Origin of the sequence: Thalassospira lucentensis MCCC 1A00383 = DSM 14000 (genome assembly GCF_000421265.1) — a bacterium.
Classification (GTDB): Bacteria; Pseudomonadota; Alphaproteobacteria; order Rhodospirillales; family Thalassospiraceae; genus Thalassospira; species Thalassospira lucentensis.
Genome location: NZ_ATWN01000002.1, coordinates 455891 through 472802, shown reverse-complemented (window position 1 = coordinate 472802; position 16912 = coordinate 455891). Strand labels below are relative to the sequence as shown.

Below are 16912 nucleotides of genomic sequence, written 5' to 3'. Positions count from 1 at the left end.
TTATGATTGATATACTTCAGGCTTCGTCTGAAGGGAAAATTCCGCGGCTTCTGCAAGAACGTCGGTTACAAGCATCAAGCCCGGCTCGTGCGTGATGGCAAAATCCGGCAACACGTTGCGAATTGCCATTTGTGGCGTGACTCCGCACGCCCAGAAAACCGGGATGTCCCCCTCGTTGATGACGGGTTCATCGCCAAAATCCGGTTTCATAATATCCGCAATACCGATCTGCAATGGATCACCGATATGAACCGGTGCGCCGTGGGCCAGACGATATCTGTCGGAATACAGGATCGCCCGGATCGCATCACCGGGCGCAAAGGATCGCATCGAAACCACCAAGGGACCGTGAAAGCGCCCGGCCGGGGTGGTCGCGATATTTGTCACATACATCGGCACATTACGGTTCGCATCCATGTGGCGTAACCGCACACCGCCGCGCGTAATGGCCGCTTCGAATGAAAATGAACATCCCAGAACGAACGTTACCAGATCATCGCGCCAGACATCGGAGACGTCCGTGACGCTGGTGTATTCGGCACTACCACGAAAAACGCGATAACCCGCAAGATCGGTTCGGATATCAAGATCAATGCCCAGTTCCGGGATGTGGGGCGATCCCGGTTCGGACATGCCGATCAGTGGGCATGATTTGGGGTTCTTTGAACAGAACTGCAAAAACTCGTCGGCATAGTCCGCCGGTAAAATCGCAAGGTTCCCCTGAAGGTACCCTGATGAGAAACCGGTCGTCGTTCCTGTGTGCTCGCCACGTCGGATTGATGTGCGCAACGCCAATGGCGTGATCCGCGAAATATCATCCGAATTGGTGTCAACGGAACGGGTGGCGCTTTTTGATGCGGTCATTTTCAGTCCCATTCTCTGCCTCTGACGAAAGATTGAGAAATGGAACCGATCTTGTCAAGTAATCATTTTAAATGGTTTACGATCGTTTTTAACGATCAATTTGATCTGACAGTCGTGCTGCTTCCTGAATAGCCGCGCCAATTTCACCGTTCCGTTCGGCGTAATAAGTGATGACAAAATGCAATGCTGTCAGCGATGCTTCAGGCAAAACAGGGATTGGTTTGATATGGTCGGCCCACTCGGAATTCTTGACCATAAGTGTTGGTAAAACCCCAATTCCAAAGCCCCCCGCCACCAAATGTTTGACCGTCGAGAGCGATGCCGAACCATGCAGGGCCGGTTGTGAAATATCGGGGGCGGCAAAGATACTTTCGACTTCGCGAAACGGCGGCGTTCCTTTGGGAAAAGTCACAATTGCGTGCTCGGCCAGATCGCGTAACGTCAAGGGTGCGTCGCCCAACTCCAGATCTTCGGCACAGTACCAGCCAAGCTCAACCGGCTTAAGCGGCGCGGCAACGGCCCCTTGCGGCACGGATTCGCGCAACATGATCGCGACATCCATATCATCATCACTCAACGCCTTGCTAAGCTGCCCGGATGTATCAACCGATAATTCAAACCGGACCTTGGGAAAGTCATCTTTTAACTTGTTAAGCATATCGGTCAGCAACGTATGCACGATGGTTTCCGCCACCCCGATCCTGACCGTCCCGCTAAGCTCGCCGGGATGTGTCAGCTCCTGCCAGATGCGATCACGTGCCCGCGATAAACGCTGGGCTTCCTCGATAAACCGTAACCCCGCCGCAGTCAGGCGCACCTGCCGGTTGCTGCGGTCAAACAGCATCATGCCCAGCTTCTTTTCCAACGCGGAAACGCGGGCTGAAATCGCCGACTGCGACAGGTTGTATTTCTGCGCTGCTGCGCGAAACCCACCGGCCTTGACGATGTCTTGCAATATTTCGATATCTTTGAACTCAAACACGTATCGCCACCCTGATTTGATCTGATTTCGATCACAATACCTATCCGTCGATCACTTCGCACGATCAATTGATGGAGAAATTGATCAATTCGCGGTTTGTCGCCGCACCAACAAGGACCAACAAACTGAAATCAAACACGTCTCACTGGCTGTTCACCGAGGCGTGACTTGCCCGAATGTCATTTTGCGCGGACATTATGTTCAATGCGATTTTGGAGGAAGCAATGCTGATACGCCGCAACAAAGGCTGGGAAATCCCGGAACGTGAAGCCACCCCCGAAGCGGTTTATAAAAACCGTCGGCAGTTTCTAAAAGGGATTGCTACTGGTTCAATCGGTGCTTCCGCCGCAGCCATGCCGCTTGGCAGTGCACTAGCCCAAGGGACAAGCCCCACCGCCGACCTTTATCCGGTGACCCGCAATCCGGCCTATACCGTTGATCGCGAAATGACCGAAAAGGCCAAGGCGCTGACCTACAACAACTTCTATGAATTCGGGTCGCACAAATCCATCTCATCGGCTGCACAGGCGCTTAAGTTGCGTCCATGGACGGTCAAGATTGACGGGATGGTCGAAAAGCCGATTGAAATCGATTTCGAAGACCTGGTGCGCAAAATGCCGCTTGAAGAACGGGTCTATCGTTTCCGCTGTGTTGAGGCATGGGCCATGACCGTCCCGTGGTCAGGCTTTCCGATGAAGGCACTGGTTGATTTTGCCAAGCCATTGTCAGGCGCAAAATATGTCGAAATGGAAACCGCCAGTCAGAAGGAAACCATGCCGGGCCTGCGCCAGTTCTGGTATCCATGGCCTTACGTCGAAGGCCTGTCGATGGCCGAGGCCACCAACGAGCTGACCATGATTGCCACAGGCATCTACGGCGAAGAAATGCCCAAACAAAACGGTGCACCGCTGCGTTTGGTCACCCCGTGGAAATACGGGTTCAAAAACATCAAATCCATCGTCCGTATCACCTTTACCGACAAACGCCCGGTCAGTTTCTGGGAAGAACTCAACAAGGATGAATACGGCTTCTGGGCCAATGTGAACCCCAAAGTCCCCCATCCACGCTGGAGTCAGGCACAGGAACGCCTGCTCAATAACGGCGAAACCGTCCCGACCCAGATTTACAACGGCTACGGCGACTATGTGGCTGATATGTACAAGGGCATGGAAGACGAAAAACTGTTTATGTAATCCCTCCCCGACCCACGACGTCCCAACGAAGAAGGGCTGCCACACGGCAGCCCTTCTTCGCATGTCTAACGATGTCCCGCCGATCAGATCATCACACCATTAAACGTGATGTCATAAAGCAGCTTGATGTTCAGCGCGATGATGATCGCTGCAATCAGCGATGCGGCAATCGTCAGCCACATCGGCGCCCGCAAATCACCCATCTTTTCACGCGACGCGGTAAACATCACAAGTGGCACGACAGCAAACGGCAGTTGGAAACTCAAAACCACCTGCGACAGGATCAAAAGCTTTGCGGTTTGTCCTTCGCCGTAAATCACCGTCACGGCAATCGCCGGCACAATCGCAATCAGCCGCGTCACCAAGCGCCGCATCCAGTTGGGCAGGCGAATGTTGATAAACCCTTCCATCACGATCTGACCGGCCATGGTCGCGGTCACCGTCGAACTTAGCCCGCAACATAAAAGTGCAATGGCAAACAATGCCGGGGCAACCGATGCCCCCAAAAGTGGTGCCAGTAACTCATGGGCAATCCCGATATCATCAACATTCGTGCGTCCTACCACATGGAACGTGGCGGCCGCCAATATCAGGATCGATGCATTGATCAGAAGTGCAAATGACAGGGCAATGGTGGAATCAAGCGTGGCATATTTAAGCGCCTCGCGCTTACCTTCGGGGGTGTGCTCATAGGCCCGCGTCTGCACAATACCCGAATGCAGATACAGGTTATGGGGCATCACCGTCGCGCCAATAATGCCAAGTGCCAGATACAGCATATTCTGATTGCCAATCAGATCCACTGTCGGAGCAAAACCGACAATCACCCCATGCCAATCGGGGTTGGCCATGGCAATCTGCACACCAAAACAGACCGATATCACCGCCAGTAATGAGATGATGAACCCTTCGACCCAGCGAAACCCGCGCCCCTGTAACCACAAGATCAAAAGAACATCGGCTGCTGTGATCAAAACCCCCAATTCAAGCGGGATCGAAAACAACAGATTAAGCGCAATCGCCGTTCCGATGACTTCGGCCAGATCGGTCGCACAGATGGCCAGTTCCGCCAAAACCCAAAGCGGCCATGACACCCAGTTCGGAAACGCATCCCGGCACGCCTGCGCAAGATCGCGCCCCGACCCGATGGCCAACCGCGCGCATAGTGATTGCAACACAATCGCCATGACGTTGGATAACAAGGCGACAAACAGCAATGCATAGCCAAACTGCGATCCACCGGCCAGTGATGTCGCCCAGTTTCCCGGATCCATATAGCCGACCGCAACCAGATACCCCGGCCCGGCAAAGGCCAGAAACTTACGGAATTTTCCCGACTGGTTGGACACGGCAATGGATCGAAACACCTCCATCAAGGATGGATCGGATGCGTCACTGCGCCATCCCGCATCACGTGCGGGGGCTTGCTTGGCTTCGGACATCTGAAAACGGCCTGACTGTGAAATAACCTTACGGATTGTAAGGTCACCATTTATGACACGGCTTCCAAAGTTAGTCAAACCTAACTTTATGGCAAATTCGACACATTTTAGAGTTCGGAATACCGCCCCGAACCCCGGCAGCCAAAGACCACAAGATCAATGCATGCCTTAAGGCCCCTTGCGGCGGCGTCCCTTGTATTTTGATTTGTTGGCTGATTTCGAACCGGGTCCGACAGTGCCAATAGTGCGCGCCATTGGGCCTGCTTCGGCCAGACCAAGTTCCTGATCTTCAAGTCGCTTGATCTCGTCACGCAGACGGGCGGCTTCCTCAAACTCAAGGTTCCCGGCGGCATCACGCATCCGTTTTTCAAGATCCTCGATGTGAGCACGCAGGTTATGACCAATCAGCGTATCGCCCGACACACCCGTATCGACCGTGACGTAATCCTGTTCGGCAACACTTTCGATGACATCATTGATCCGCGACCGCACACTTTCGGGCGTAATGCCATGTACCTCGTTATAGGCAACCTGCTTTTCACGCCGACGGTTGGTTTCATCAATCGCGTATTCAAGGCTGTCGGTCATCTTATCAGCATAAAGCAACACACGCCCATCGACGTTACGCGCCGCACGGCCAATGGTCTGCACCAGTGATGTTTTCGATCTAAGGAACCCTTCCTTATCCGCATCCAGAATCGCCACCAACGCACATTCGGGAATGTCCAACCCTTCCCTCAGCAAGTTAATCCCGACCAGAACGTCAAACACGCCAAGACGCAAATCGCGGATGATCTCGATCCGTTCCAGCGTATCAATATCGGAATGCAGATACCGCACCCGAATGCCATGTTCGTGCAGATATTCGGTCAAATCCTCGGCCATGCGCTTGGTCAAGGTCGTGACCAAAACACGTTGTCCTTTGGCCGCACATTCCTTGGCCTCCCCCAGCAAATCGTCAACCTGCGTTTCGACGGGGCGGATAATACACACCGGATCAATCAACCCGGTTGGTCGGATCACCTGTTCGGTAAACACGCCCCCTGTGCGTTCCATTTCCCATTTGCCCGGTGTTGCCGACACAAACACGCTTTGCGGGCGCATCGCTTCCCATTCTTCGAATTTCAGCGGCCGGTTATCAACACAGCTTGGCAGGCGGAACCCATGTTCGGCCAGCGTGAATTTGCGGTTAAAGTCACCCTTGAACATGCCGCCGATTTGGGGCACGGCAACGTGGCTTTCATCGACAAACAGCAACGCGTTTTCCGGCAAATACTCAAACAGGGTCGGCGGCGGATCACCGGGATTACGCCCCGATAACCAGCGCGAATAGTTTTCGATCCCTTTGCAATGGCCAACCGTTTCCATCATCTCAAGATCAAACGTCGTGCGTTGCTCGATCCGCTCAGCTGCCAGTAGCTTTCCCTCGTTCTGGAACTGGGCAAGGCGGTCTTTCAGCTCCTGCTTGATACCCGTCATGGCCTGCACCAAGGTCGGGCGCGGGGTGACGTGGTGCGAATTGGCATAGACCGTGACCGAATCCATGCTGGCAAATTTATGCCCGGTCAGCGGATCAAACTCGGCCAGTTCCTCAATCTCGTCCCCAAACATCGACACCCGCCATGCGCGGTCTTCCGAGTGGGCCGGGAAGATTTCCAAAACATCGCCGCGCACACGGAAGGTGCCTCGCGAAAATGCGGCGTCATTACGGGTATATTGCAGTTCGACCAAACGCTTCATGATGTCGTTGCGATCAACTTCATCGCCAACCGAAATGCGCTGCGTCATTTCAAGATAGGTTTCCACCGCCCCGATACCGTAAATGCACGACACCGATGCAACGATGATGCAGTCGTTGCGCTCTAAAATCGCACGGGTTGCCGCGTGACGCATCCGGTCAATCTGCTCATTGATCGACGAGTCTTTTTCGATATAGGTATCAGAGCGTGGCAAATAGGCTTCCGGCTGATAATAGTCGTAATAAGATACGAAATACTCGACCGCATTTTCCGGGAAAAAATACTTCATTTCCGCATAAAGCTGGGCGGCAAGTGTCTTGTTGGGGGCCAGAACCAATGCCGGACGCTGGGTCTGTGAAATGATGTTGGCCATGGTAAAGGTCTTGCCCGACCCGGTCACACCCAGCAGAACCTGATCACGCTCATCATCATTGATGCCGTCCATAAGCTCGGCAATCGCGGCGGGTTGATCGCCTGCTGGCTGATATTCGGTCACCAGCTTGAATTCCCGCGATCCTTCGACCGGCGGGCGGCGTTTTGTCAAAAATTCCGGTAGCGCATTCATCGGGCAGGCCCCTGTTTTATCCTATGTGTAGTTATAAGACAGATATGCCCAACCGCAAGCCCCACCCCCGACACATCCTGTCAGGAAATGTCAGGAGATGTCAGGACGCCACTTAATGGGAACAATGCCCAATTCATGGCGTTAAGGGTTAAGTTCTTTCCGATCAGACAGATCAAGGGTCGAAAATACGATCAAATCATCCCAAAGAACCCGCAGAAGCGCCGAATGAGCCTTGAATTGAAATTAAGGCAGGCGTAGGGTCCGATCCGAAAGAACGCGATTCTTTTCACTTCTTTTTTCATTCCAGGGAAACAGACCAATGGCGTTTATTGCCGACCGTTTGAGCCGTATCAAACCTTCTCCCACCATTGCCGTCACCACCAAAGCCGCCGAGCTCAAAGCCGCTGGCGTTGATGTGATCGGTCTTGGCGCAGGTGAGCCGGATTTCGATACCCCCGACAACATCAAAGCCGCTGCCAAAGCCGCCATCGATGCAGGCAAGACCAAGTACACTCCGGTCGCCGGCACGCCCGAGCTGCGCAAGGCAATTGTCGAAAAGTTCAAACGTGAAAACGACCTGGAATACACTATCGACGAAATCACCGTCGGTTGTGGTGGTAAACAGACCCTGTTCAATGCGTTCTTTGCAACGCTGAACACGGGCGACGAAGTTGTCATCCCGGCACCGTACTGGGTTTCCTACCCGGATATGGCGCTGATGGCCGAAGGCACCCCTGTCATTGTTGAATGTCAGGAAGAAAACGATTTTAAAATCACCGCTGCCGAGCTTGAAGCTGCCATCACGCCAAAAACCAAATGGGTGGTTCTGAACTCCCCGTCCAACCCGACCGGTGCGGCCTATTCGCGCGATGAGTTGCGCGCGATTGCGGACGTTTTGCTCAAACACGAAAACGTCTACATCATGTCCGATGACATGTATGAGCACCTCGTCTATGACGGGTTCGAATTCACCACCATCGCGCAGGTTGAGCCAAAGCTCAAAGCTCGTACGCTGACCTGTAACGGTGTGTCGAAATCCTATGCCATGACCGGTTGGCGTCTTGGCTATGCAGCGGGTCCGGTTGAATTGATCAAAGCGATCAACAAGGTTCAGTCGCAGTCAAGCACCCACACCTCCTCGATCAGTCAGGCGGCTTCGGTCGAAGCCCTGAACGGTCCGCAAGATTTCCTCGCAGAACGCGCAGAAGTCTTCAAAGGCCGTCGTGATCTGGTGGTTGCAGCACTCAACGAATGCGAAGGCCTGTCGTGCAAAAAGCCTGAAGGTGCGTTTTACGTCTATCCTTCCTGTGCGGGCGTAATCGGCAAAACAACCCCGGATGGCACCAAGATCGAAACCGACACCGATTTCATCACCTACCTGCTTGAAGCAGAAGGCGTTGCTGCGGTTCCGGGTTCGGCATTTGGTCTGGCCCCGTATTTCCGCATTTCCTATGCAACCTCGGATGCGGCCCTGACCGAAGCCTGTGCGCGTATCAAACGCGCCTGCGCTGCTCTGAAGTAAGGGTTATCCATCGGCCAGTTTTGGGCTGAAGAACATTTCACAGGGTCCGGCACTTGCCGGGCCCTGTTTTTTTGTCCATTATCCAATTCAACAATTGCGCACCAAATTACCGATAAATCGGACACGCCATGTTAAACGAGAATTTCTATGTCACCGTCGACGGGGTCAGCCTGTCCTGCCAACGGATCATTCCTATGGATGTGATGGAAGATGCCCCCACCATCATTTTCCTGCACGAGGCCCTGGGCACCATCCGCATGTGGCGCGACTTTCCGGCAAAACTTGCCACCGCCACCAAACATCCGATGATCATTTATGAACGGCGTGGCCATGGACGGTCTGATTCACATGGGGAGGGTGATGTCCCGCGCCCGATTGATTTTCACAATGTCGAAAGTGATGTCTATCTGCATGGATTGATCAGCGAACTTGGTCTGACCCGCCCGATCCTGTTTGGGCACAGCGACGGGGCCACCATTGCGCTTAAATATGCCGCCCGCTTTCCCGACAATGTTAGCGCTGTCATATCCGAAGCCGCACATGTGTTTGTTGAAGACGTCACCATTGCCGGGATCAACGATGCCGCCGCGATCTACGCCACGACCGACTGGAAAACCAAACTCGAACGCCATCATTTTTTCCAGACTGACATGGTGTTCAAATCATGGGTCGATACATGGCGCCAGCCAGCATTTCGCGACTGGAACATGGTTGACGAACTGCCCAACATCACCTGCCCACTTTTGGTGATACAGGGCGATGATGACCAGTTTGGCAGTGACGATCAGGTTGACACCATCTGTAAACATGTCCGCGGCCCGGTGACAAAAATGCTGATCAAGGAATGCGGCCACATCCCGCATTTTGATCAACCTGAAAAGGTGATTTCTGCGAGCCTGAAACATCTTGGGCTATAGAGTTTGCGCTGACTTATCGATAACAACCTGCCCGTAAAAACCGAACAAAGCTTACTATTTTTGCCCTCCGCTCCACAAAATTGAAGATTCCCAATCATCGAGGAAGCTGTTCTTTTTGAGCTCATCCTGAAACCCCAGTAACCCGATACCAAGCTTCACCCTAAAAACAGGTATATTCTCAAGGTGTGGAGTCAATACCGTCTCAACATCCTGGTTAATCGGAATAAGAGCAGACTCATCGGCTAGAACCTGCTGCCCCTCCCGAGACAATAGGAAGTCGATAAACATTTTCGCCTGATGTTTTGCCTGTGATGTGTTGGGGATAAATGCTGTTCTGCTCATGGTGATTGTGTAGTCGCGCAGGAAGTAAACTCCGATACCGGGGTTTTGCTCGGCAGCCGCAATCGCATAAGACCCTATGACATTGTATCCTAGAACCAGTTCCCCGGTCGCCACTCTGTCTAGAATTTCAGAAGAACAGCAATACAACCTGGCTCCAGCACGTCCGAAACTTTCTGTTAGTCGGGAAGTCTGGTTGTTCTGAATCGCATCCTGCGTGGCAAAAAAATAACCGATGCCTGATTGGCGAATGTTGTAAGTGCCAATCTTCCCGCTAAACATCTCCGGATTGTCGCGCACCAGATTTGACAAATCCGTGTGAGAAACAGGGGCCTTCACCCCCGCAAGAGCCTTTTTATTGTATACCAATGCTGCGGGCTCAAAAGAAAATCCATAAAGCTCATTGCGCCATTGCGCCCAATTGGGGATTGCATCTGCATTTTCCGCGTCAAACCGATAAGCCAGTCCTTCATTCACCAGCTTGACCTGCAAATCCATCGCGGGGCTGATGACTACGTCGGCTTCCATCTTTGGGTTATCAATGTTGTACATGACAACCTGAAAAAGCTCACTGGTGTTGAACTCCCGATAAACAACGTCAATGCTGGGATAGCTGGCCTCGAAAGACTCGATAAAGGGTTCAACCGCAGACGTATCCGTTGCACTCCAGACATGCAACTTGACCTGTACATTAGCATGTCCGGAGGAAGCCAACAAAACGAAAAACCAAGGCACAGCCCCCCACCCTATCCTTGAAAAACGGCTCATACCCCTGTTCTCCCGGCTATTTGAAATACCAGTTCAACCCGCAAACCACCTTGCTCCGATTTAGTCAGACACAGTCTCGCATCATGTGAGTCTGCAACTGCCTTGACGATTGCCAAGCCAAGCCCAGAGCCCGTACCAAAACTTGAAAACCGTTCCAGCACAGTGGCATGATTTTCCGCATCGATGCCCGGCCCATTATCTTCCACGATCAAATGGCATGTTTCAGCTGACTTCCTCACAATAATCCCGATTTTATAAGGTTCACGTCCATACTTGATCGCATTGTCGATCAGATTGCGAAGAGCCTCGCGAATGCCAACTTCGTCAATCAGTACAAAAGTCGGTACATCCGGTTCTAATTCGTTCTCAATCGAGAAGTCGGCGTCGTATTTCAGGTAATCACGAACGATATCGCCAAATACCGTCCTGATAACGTCGATGAATTCCTTACGCTCACGCGGCGTATTGTCAGCCCGGTGAATGATCATCGCATGTGAAAGAAGCTGATTCGTCAGGCGTATCGTCCGTTCAGCCTGCTCCTCGGCCTGCTTTAACCGCGTCCGAGTATCTTTTGTATTTGACTGCCTGCTGGCACTTTCAAGCAAACCATGCAACGCGCCTAAAGACGTTCTGGTTTGATGTGCAACATCGGCAATGAAGACCTGTGCGTTATCCAGACTTTTCTTGTGACGCAGGATAAACCCGTTGATCGAACGTGTCAGACTGGCGACTTCGCGCGGCGGAGTAATCAGAATAGGCGAGAAGTCCGTTGGCTCCCGGTGGCGCAATTGTCGTTCGATCCCAATCAATGGGGCCAGCGCACGATTGATCCCAAACCAGACAAACCCCAACCCGACAACAGTCACCAGCAAGAGCAACGCCATGGCATTAATCATCATTTCCTGTGCAAATGCGGAGCGAGCAATACGCGTTTGTCCGATTTGGACAACAATCCAGTCACCATAACTTGCGCCGGCAAGAAAACGCCCCTGCAGCAGAAACCTGACAGGCTCACCACTATGTTCTGTATCAAAGAACTCTGGCTGATTGTTCGGTTGATAGTTTTCGGGCAATGGCAAGTTTTCAGAGCCGGTCAATGTTTCTCCATCCGCAGTGAAGATGCGATAGAAGACCCGGTCGCTTTCGGCAAGACCGATCATTTCCAGTGCTGAATAGGGGATTTCGACACTGGGGCCAGTCGGTGTTACCAGCGCACGTTCCAGAATGGCAAATGCCGCACCGCTTAGAAGCCTGTCATATGAGTGGTTCGCCGCATCTCGTGCATAGCTCCATATCCCGATTGCGATACTAACAAGAATGATCGCAAACCCGGCAGCCATACTGACCAGAAGCCGTTGACGTAAGGAATGATGTGCTGCCAATTTATTCTTCCGCGATATGGGCAATATAACCAAGCCCTCTAATCGTCTTAAGGATGATTGGCCCACCAGTCAGCTTTTTGCGCAACCGGGTCACCATTTGCTCGACAGCGTTCATACTCGGTGCTTCGTCGAATGAATAGACCTTGTCAGCAAGATCTTCCTTGGTCAAAACGCGCTGAAGGTTACCAATAAATATTTCAAGCAACTGGACCTCACGGTTACGCAACTCTACGTCCCGTCCATCAATCTTTGCCGTCTTGGCCGCTCGATCAAACACAAAGTTTCCGGCCCGGAATTCATTTGAAGCCGCCCCGGTGCGCCGACGGATCAAGACACGGCATCGCGCGGCAAGCTCACGCAGATCGACTGGCTTGACGATGTAATCGTCTGCCCCGCCATCCAAACCGATTAAGCGATCATCAATTTCCGATCTCGCGGTCAGGATCAGAACAGGTGTTGTGTCACCGCGCGCGCGCATGGATCGCAAAATCTCAAACCCGCTGCGCCCCGGAAGGTTAATGTCCATTAGGACCAGATCGAATTGTTTGTGACGAAGTAAATCGTTCGCAAGTTCGCCGTCACTTTCACAGTCGATTGCATGGCCATCAGTATGCAATCGATCACTGATCGTTTCCGCGAGTGTCTCATTATCTTCGATTAAAAGAATACGCATGGCCGGATATTAGGCTCGGTTTCGCCTTCTTACAATTTGTTACATTTGATGTCAGCTTCACGTCAGGAAGCGGTCAGCCTCCCGTCAGAACACCGTCATGGCAATGTCAGGCTCGTGGCGTATAGCTGTTCTGCGTATCGAACACCGATGCGTAGAAACAATAATTCAACGGGAGGATATCATCATGAAAAAGCTGTTCGCAGCTACTGTTGTCATGGCCAACTGCTTTTTTGGCAGTGCACAGAGCTCAGACATCAAAAAACCCGAATGTATTGCCCCGGCAAAACCTGGCGGTGGTTTTGACCTGACATGTCGTGTCGCCCAAGGCGGAATCGGCGATCAGTTTGGCAATCCGATGCAGGTAACCTTTATGCCTGGCGGCATCGGTGCTGTTGCCATTACGCTTTTCAACACGACACGCACAGATGACCCCAATGCGATTGTCGCATTTTCATCCGGCTCGCTTCTGAACATCGCAACGGGAAAATACGGCGAGTGGACCGAAAATGACGTCCGCTTCCTAGCTACTGTCGGGGCTGATTTCGGCGCGGTAATTGTCCGCTCTGACAGCGAATTCAAAACCCTTGATGATCTGATGAACAAAGTAAAAGCAGATGAAAGCAGCCTCGCAATCGGGGCTGGCGGGTCTGTCGGGTCTCAGGATTGGATGAAAGCCGCCTTACTTTTGAAGTCGGTCGAACGTGACCCACGCAAGATGATTTATGTCGCCTATGACGGGGGTGGTGATGCCCTCACCGGTCTACTAGGTGGCAGCATTGATGTCTATACGGGCGATATCGGCGAAATGACCGCTCATCTTGATACCGGTGAATTGCGTGTTCTGGCTGTAATGTCCCCGGATCGTTTGCCTGAACCATTCGCAGATATCCCGACAACCAAAGAACTTGGTTATGACGCGGAATGGACCATCATGCGAGGCTTCTACATGGGCAAAAACGTTTCTGACGACGCCTATGAAGCATGGGCAGCCGCCTTCAAGGAAGCCTATGGCACCGAAGAATTCGCCAAGATCCAGCATGACAAAGGCCTTCTTCCGCTAAACATCGCGGGCAAGGACCTTGACGAAAATGTCAAGGAACGCATCAAAAAGCTGCGTGCAATTGCAAAGGAAGCCGGTCTCATCGAGTAATCATTAAGCTCGGCGGCCTCCTTACTATCCCAAAAGGGGGTCGCTGCACTTTTCTTGCGCTCTTTGAGCAGGAGAACATCATGGCTGATCGCCTATTTGCACTGTGCGCCCTGATTGCTGGCGGCATCTATACCTTTGTTGCTTTTGCTGTCATCAAGGCCCCTTTTCAATATGACCCGCTCGGACCGGAAACATGGCCCCAAGTATTGGCTATCGTCTTTCTGTTTTGCAGTCTTTACATCCTTGCTAGCCCGGATCACATCCGGCTGACACTCGCACGCAGTGTCTGGCTCAGGTTACTACTGCTCGTCTTAATGCTCGGGGGCTATGCAGAACTTTATGAACCGCTGGGCTTTGTGGTTTCAACCACCCTGTTTTGCAGCCTCTTTTCCATCATGCTGGGTGCAAAACGCCTTCATGCAATCGCCTTTGGATGTACAACCGGTATCATCGGATACGGCATTTGTGACTTTTTGCTGGGCCTGAACCTGCCAGAAGGTCTGCTGGCACCGCTTTTGTGAGTTTTATTCCCATGACTGAAGTTCTATCTGGCTTAAGTGGCGGCTTTAGTGTCGCCCTGATGCCGCTTAATCTTTTACTCGTCCTGATCGGCTGCTTTGCCGGAACCCTGATTGGCGCGTTGCCCGGTATTGGTCCGATCAATGGTGTCGCCATCCTGCTCCCGATTGCCTACAGCCTGGGGCTACCACCTGAGTCCGCCCTGATCTTACTTGCGGGCATTTATTATGGTGCAGAATACGGCGGGCGCATATCGTCCATTCTTTTGAATGTGCCCGGTGATGCCGGTGCTGTGATGACCACACTGGATGGCAACCCCATGGCGAAACGCGGCGAAGCCGGTCGGGCATTGTCAATCTCGGCTATCGCTTCCTTCGTCGGTGGTACGGTTGCCGTTATTTTAATATCGCTCTTCGGTCCACTGCTCGCAAAATTTGCGCTTACTTTCACCCCGGCTGATTACGTGGCATTGATGGTCTTTGCCTTTGCAAGCCTGTCTTCCCTTGTCGGAAAAAATCAGGTCAAAACACTGATGGGGGCCACCATCGGACTAATGCTGGCAACCGTAGGCATTGATGCCAATACCGGCGTTCCACGCTATACCGGCGGCGTTCCCGATATTCTTGCCGGGTTTGACTTTCTTGTTGTTGTGATTGGGTTCTTCGGAATGGCCGAGCTTATTCATCTGGTCGAACAACAGGTATCAGGCAAGCTCAAACTGCTTCCGATAGGTAAAAGCTTTGTCTCGTGGAAAGACCTGATGCTGATCCGTTGGACAATCTTACGGTCTTCTATCATCGGATTTGTCATTGGTGTTTTGCCCGGTGTCGGAGCATCGGTTGCCTCTGCGGTGACCTATGGGACCGAGATGCGCATGGCTGGCAAAGACCGCGAAAAATTCGGAACTGGTGATCCACGCGGGTTGGCCGCCCCTGAGGCGGGAAACAATGCCGCCGCGGGCGGAGCCATGGTGCCCATGCTGACACTTGGGATTCCCGGGTCTGGGACCACCGCCATTCTTCTTGGCGCGCTCATGCTGTTTAACGTCACACCCGGCCCGATGATGTTTGAACAACGCCCTGAAATCGCATGGGGGCTGATTGCATCAATGTATATCGGTAACCTTGCCTTGCTGGTGATCAACCTGCCACTTGTGGGTTTGTTCGCCAGAATGCTGACCATCCCGCAAAAATATCTTAGTCCATTGATTGCCGTTCTTGCTTTCATCGGGGTCTATTCGGTGGTCGGCAATCCGTTCGATCTGTTCTTGATTATCGGATTTGGCATCTTCGGTTGGATATTGCGCAAGTTGGAATTCTCACTGGCACCGATCATTCTGGGCTTTGTGCTCGGTCACTTGTTCGAAGATAATCTTCGGCGTGCGCTTTCCATATCACGCGGCGATTGGTCGATCCTGATTTCTTCATGGGAAAGCATCGGGTTGTATCTTATGGCTGCACTTATTGTGGTTCTGCCTGTTGTCGTGAGCTATCGAAACCGCATGAGAGCATAACAGCAACAAGCCCAAACAAATTGAGGGTGTCATACGATTGACACCCTCATTCTCTTTAAACTAGATCGCAACAAAATCGTCCGATTGGCTTACTCGGCCAATGCATCTTCGGCGTCAATGACAACCGCGACCGCATGGATCACAGAGGCAATACGGATCGCGTTCTGGATGGTTTCTTTTTTGATACCAGCACCTTTAAGCACCTTGTCATGGCTATCGATGCACATGCCACAGCCATTGATCGCCGAAACCGCGATTGAAAACAGCTCAAAATCGGCTTTATCAATGCCCGGCTTGCCGATGATGTTCATCCGAAGGCGCGCAGGCATCGAACCATATTCATCATCTGACACCAGATGCACAAACCGGTAATAGATATTGTTCATACCCATGATTGCCGCTGCACCCTTGGCGGCTTCAAGGGCTTCTTCGGAAAGCTTGGCTTTGGCTTCTGCGGCAACTGCCTTGATCAATTTGGCGTTGCGCGATGCGAAAGCACAGGCCAGCGCAGTGCCGTAAACCTGCTGATCGGTCATGCCCGGATTGTTGGCCATGCTCGACAGGTTAAGCTTCAGGTCCTTGGCATAGGCTGGCATTGCGTCTTTGATTTCGGTAATCGAAGTCATTGGTTTCCCCTGAATTCCGTGATGCGCACGTCGCAAAAATCATTAAACAAATCAGCCGCCACCCGACTACCAGATATGCAGGCATCAGGATCGATAAACATCCGATGGGCTGAAAGCGGGACCGGGCAAATGCCCGATCCCAAAATCGTCGTCCAAACCAGACTTAGAGGGTTTCGTCACCCTGGGTCCAGTTGCACGGGCACAACTCGTCGGTCTGAAGCGCATCAAGGATACGCAGTGCTTCATGCGGGTTACGGCCAACGTTAAGGTCGTTTACCTGCACGTGACGGATGATGTTGTCCGGATCAACGATGAAGGTCGCACGCAGCGCAACACCAGCGTCTTTGGCCAGAACACCAAGGGCGGTCGAGAGTTCTTTTTTCTCGTCGGCCAGCCATACGAACGGGCTATCGCCCAGATCTTCGTGGTGAGTGCGCCATGCAGCATGGACGAAATCGGTATCGGTCGAGCAGCCCAGAAGAACCGCATCACGGTCTTCGAAATCACCGTTCAGTTCGCCGTAACCGACGATTTCGGTCGGGCAAACAAAAGTGAAATCTTTCGGCCAGAAGAACAAAATCTTCCATTTGCCGTCATAGGACTTATCGGTAACCGGTGCGAAGCTATCCGGGGATTTTCCCGAAACACCAGTCAGATTAAATTCAGGAAGCGTATCACCAACGGTAAGCATTATGGTTACTCCTAACCCTAGTTAAAA

The 16912-nt window shown here is 52.4% G+C and carries 15 protein-coding genes; 6 read left to right on the top strand and 9 right to left on the bottom strand.

The features are described from left to right. Together K355_RS23265 and K355_RS0106345 are read right to left on the bottom strand one after the other, a co-directional pair. Window positions 1-864, bottom strand: coding sequence for a putative hydro-lyase (locus tag K355_RS23265; RefSeq protein WP_081649476.1), 864 nt, complete (start codon window positions 862-864; stop codon window positions 1-3). An 88-nt stretch (window positions 865-952) separates the two neighbouring features. Next, window positions 953-1846 (bottom strand): LysR family transcriptional regulator, encoded by an 894-nt coding sequence (locus tag K355_RS0106345; RefSeq protein WP_022731277.1) that lies wholly within the window; start codon window positions 1844-1846, stop codon window positions 953-955. A 224-nt stretch (window positions 1847-2070) separates the two neighbouring features. Between K355_RS0106345 and msrP the strand changes: the two genes are divergently transcribed. After that, a complete protein-coding gene (gene msrP, locus K355_RS0106340; RefSeq protein ID WP_028791390.1) occupies window positions 2071-3039 on the top strand; it encodes a protein-methionine-sulfoxide reductase catalytic subunit MsrP in 969 nt (322 codons plus the stop codon). 83 nt (window positions 3040-3122) lie between these two features. Here msrP and K355_RS0106335 read toward each other — a convergent pair whose 3' ends face one another. After that, complete coding sequence (locus K355_RS0106335) at window positions 3123-4481, bottom strand: Nramp family divalent metal transporter (RefSeq protein WP_022731275.1); 1359 nt, start codon at window positions 4479-4481, stop codon at window positions 3123-3125. Window positions 4482-4649: 168 nt separating this feature from the next. After that, entirely contained in the window at window positions 4650-6785 is a 2136-nt protein-coding gene (gene uvrB / locus K355_RS0106330; protein ID WP_022731274.1) for an excinuclease ABC subunit UvrB, read from the bottom strand. Between the two features lie 319 nt (window positions 6786-7104). Between uvrB and K355_RS0106320 the strand changes: the two genes are divergently transcribed. Both K355_RS0106320 and K355_RS0106315 read left to right on the top strand, forming a co-directional pair. Next, window positions 7105-8307, top strand: coding sequence for an aspartate transaminase (locus tag K355_RS0106320; protein WP_022731272.1), 1203 nt, complete (start codon window positions 7105-7107; stop codon window positions 8305-8307). 128 nt (window positions 8308-8435) lie between these two features. Beyond that, the gene (locus tag K355_RS0106315; protein WP_022731271.1) at window positions 8436-9224 is read left to right on the top strand and encodes an alpha/beta fold hydrolase; all 789 of its coding nucleotides are present in this window, start codon (window positions 8436-8438) and stop codon (window positions 9222-9224) included. A gap of 54 nt (window positions 9225-9278) precedes the next feature. Here the strand turns inward: K355_RS0106315 and K355_RS23260 are convergent, their stop codons facing one another. The 3 genes from K355_RS23260 to K355_RS0106300 are packed head-to-tail and all read right to left on the bottom strand — an operon-like array spanning window position 9279 to window position 12386. Then, the gene (locus K355_RS23260; RefSeq protein ID WP_051145943.1) at window positions 9279-10331 is read right to left on the bottom strand and encodes an ABC transporter substrate-binding protein; all 1053 of its coding nucleotides are present in this window, start codon (window positions 10329-10331) and stop codon (window positions 9279-9281) included. Continuing rightward, a complete protein-coding gene (locus tag K355_RS0106305) occupies window positions 10328-11713 on the bottom strand; it encodes a sensor histidine kinase (protein ID WP_028791389.1) in 1386 nt (461 codons plus the stop codon). The genes K355_RS23260 and K355_RS0106305 overlap by 4 nt, the downstream gene beginning before the upstream one ends. A 1-nt stretch (window position 11714) precedes the next feature. After that, window positions 11715-12386 (bottom strand): response regulator transcription factor, encoded by a 672-nt coding sequence (locus tag K355_RS0106300; RefSeq protein ID WP_022731270.1) that lies wholly within the window; start codon window positions 12384-12386, stop codon window positions 11715-11717. Between the two features lie 184 nt (window positions 12387-12570). Here K355_RS0106300 and K355_RS0106295 point away from each other — a divergent pair, with 184 nt between their 5' ends. The 3 genes from K355_RS0106295 to K355_RS0106285 all read left to right on the top strand — a co-directional run bounded on the left by K355_RS0106295 (window position 12571) and on the right by K355_RS0106285 (window position 15568). Next, complete coding sequence (locus K355_RS0106295) at window positions 12571-13536, top strand: Bug family tripartite tricarboxylate transporter substrate binding protein (RefSeq protein ID WP_022731269.1); 966 nt, start codon at window positions 12571-12573, stop codon at window positions 13534-13536. Window positions 13537-13616: 80 nt separating this feature from the next. Next, on the top strand, window positions 13617-14057 hold the full coding sequence (locus tag K355_RS0106290) for a tripartite tricarboxylate transporter TctB family protein (RefSeq protein ID WP_022731268.1): 441 nt from the start codon (window positions 13617-13619) through the stop codon (window positions 14055-14057). A gap of 11 nt (window positions 14058-14068) precedes the next feature. Next, window positions 14069-15568 carry a tripartite tricarboxylate transporter permease gene (locus K355_RS0106285; protein ID WP_022731267.1) on the top strand — a complete coding sequence of 500 codons (1500 nt, stop codon included), beginning with the start codon at window positions 14069-14071 and terminating at the stop codon, window positions 15566-15568. An 89-nt stretch (window positions 15569-15657) separates the two neighbouring features. Here K355_RS0106285 and ahpD read toward each other — a convergent pair whose 3' ends face one another. Beyond that, window positions 15658-16194: an alkylhydroperoxidase, AhpD family gene (gene ahpD, locus K355_RS0106280; RefSeq protein ID WP_022731266.1), complete on the bottom strand. Its 537-nt coding sequence runs from the start codon at window positions 16192-16194 to the stop codon at window positions 15658-15660. Window positions 16195-16357: 163 nt separating this feature from the next. Continuing rightward, window positions 16358-16885, bottom strand: a complete 528-nt coding sequence (locus tag K355_RS0106275) for a peroxiredoxin (protein WP_022731265.1) — start codon at window positions 16883-16885, stop codon at window positions 16358-16360. Window positions 16886-16912: the final 27 nt, after the last annotated feature.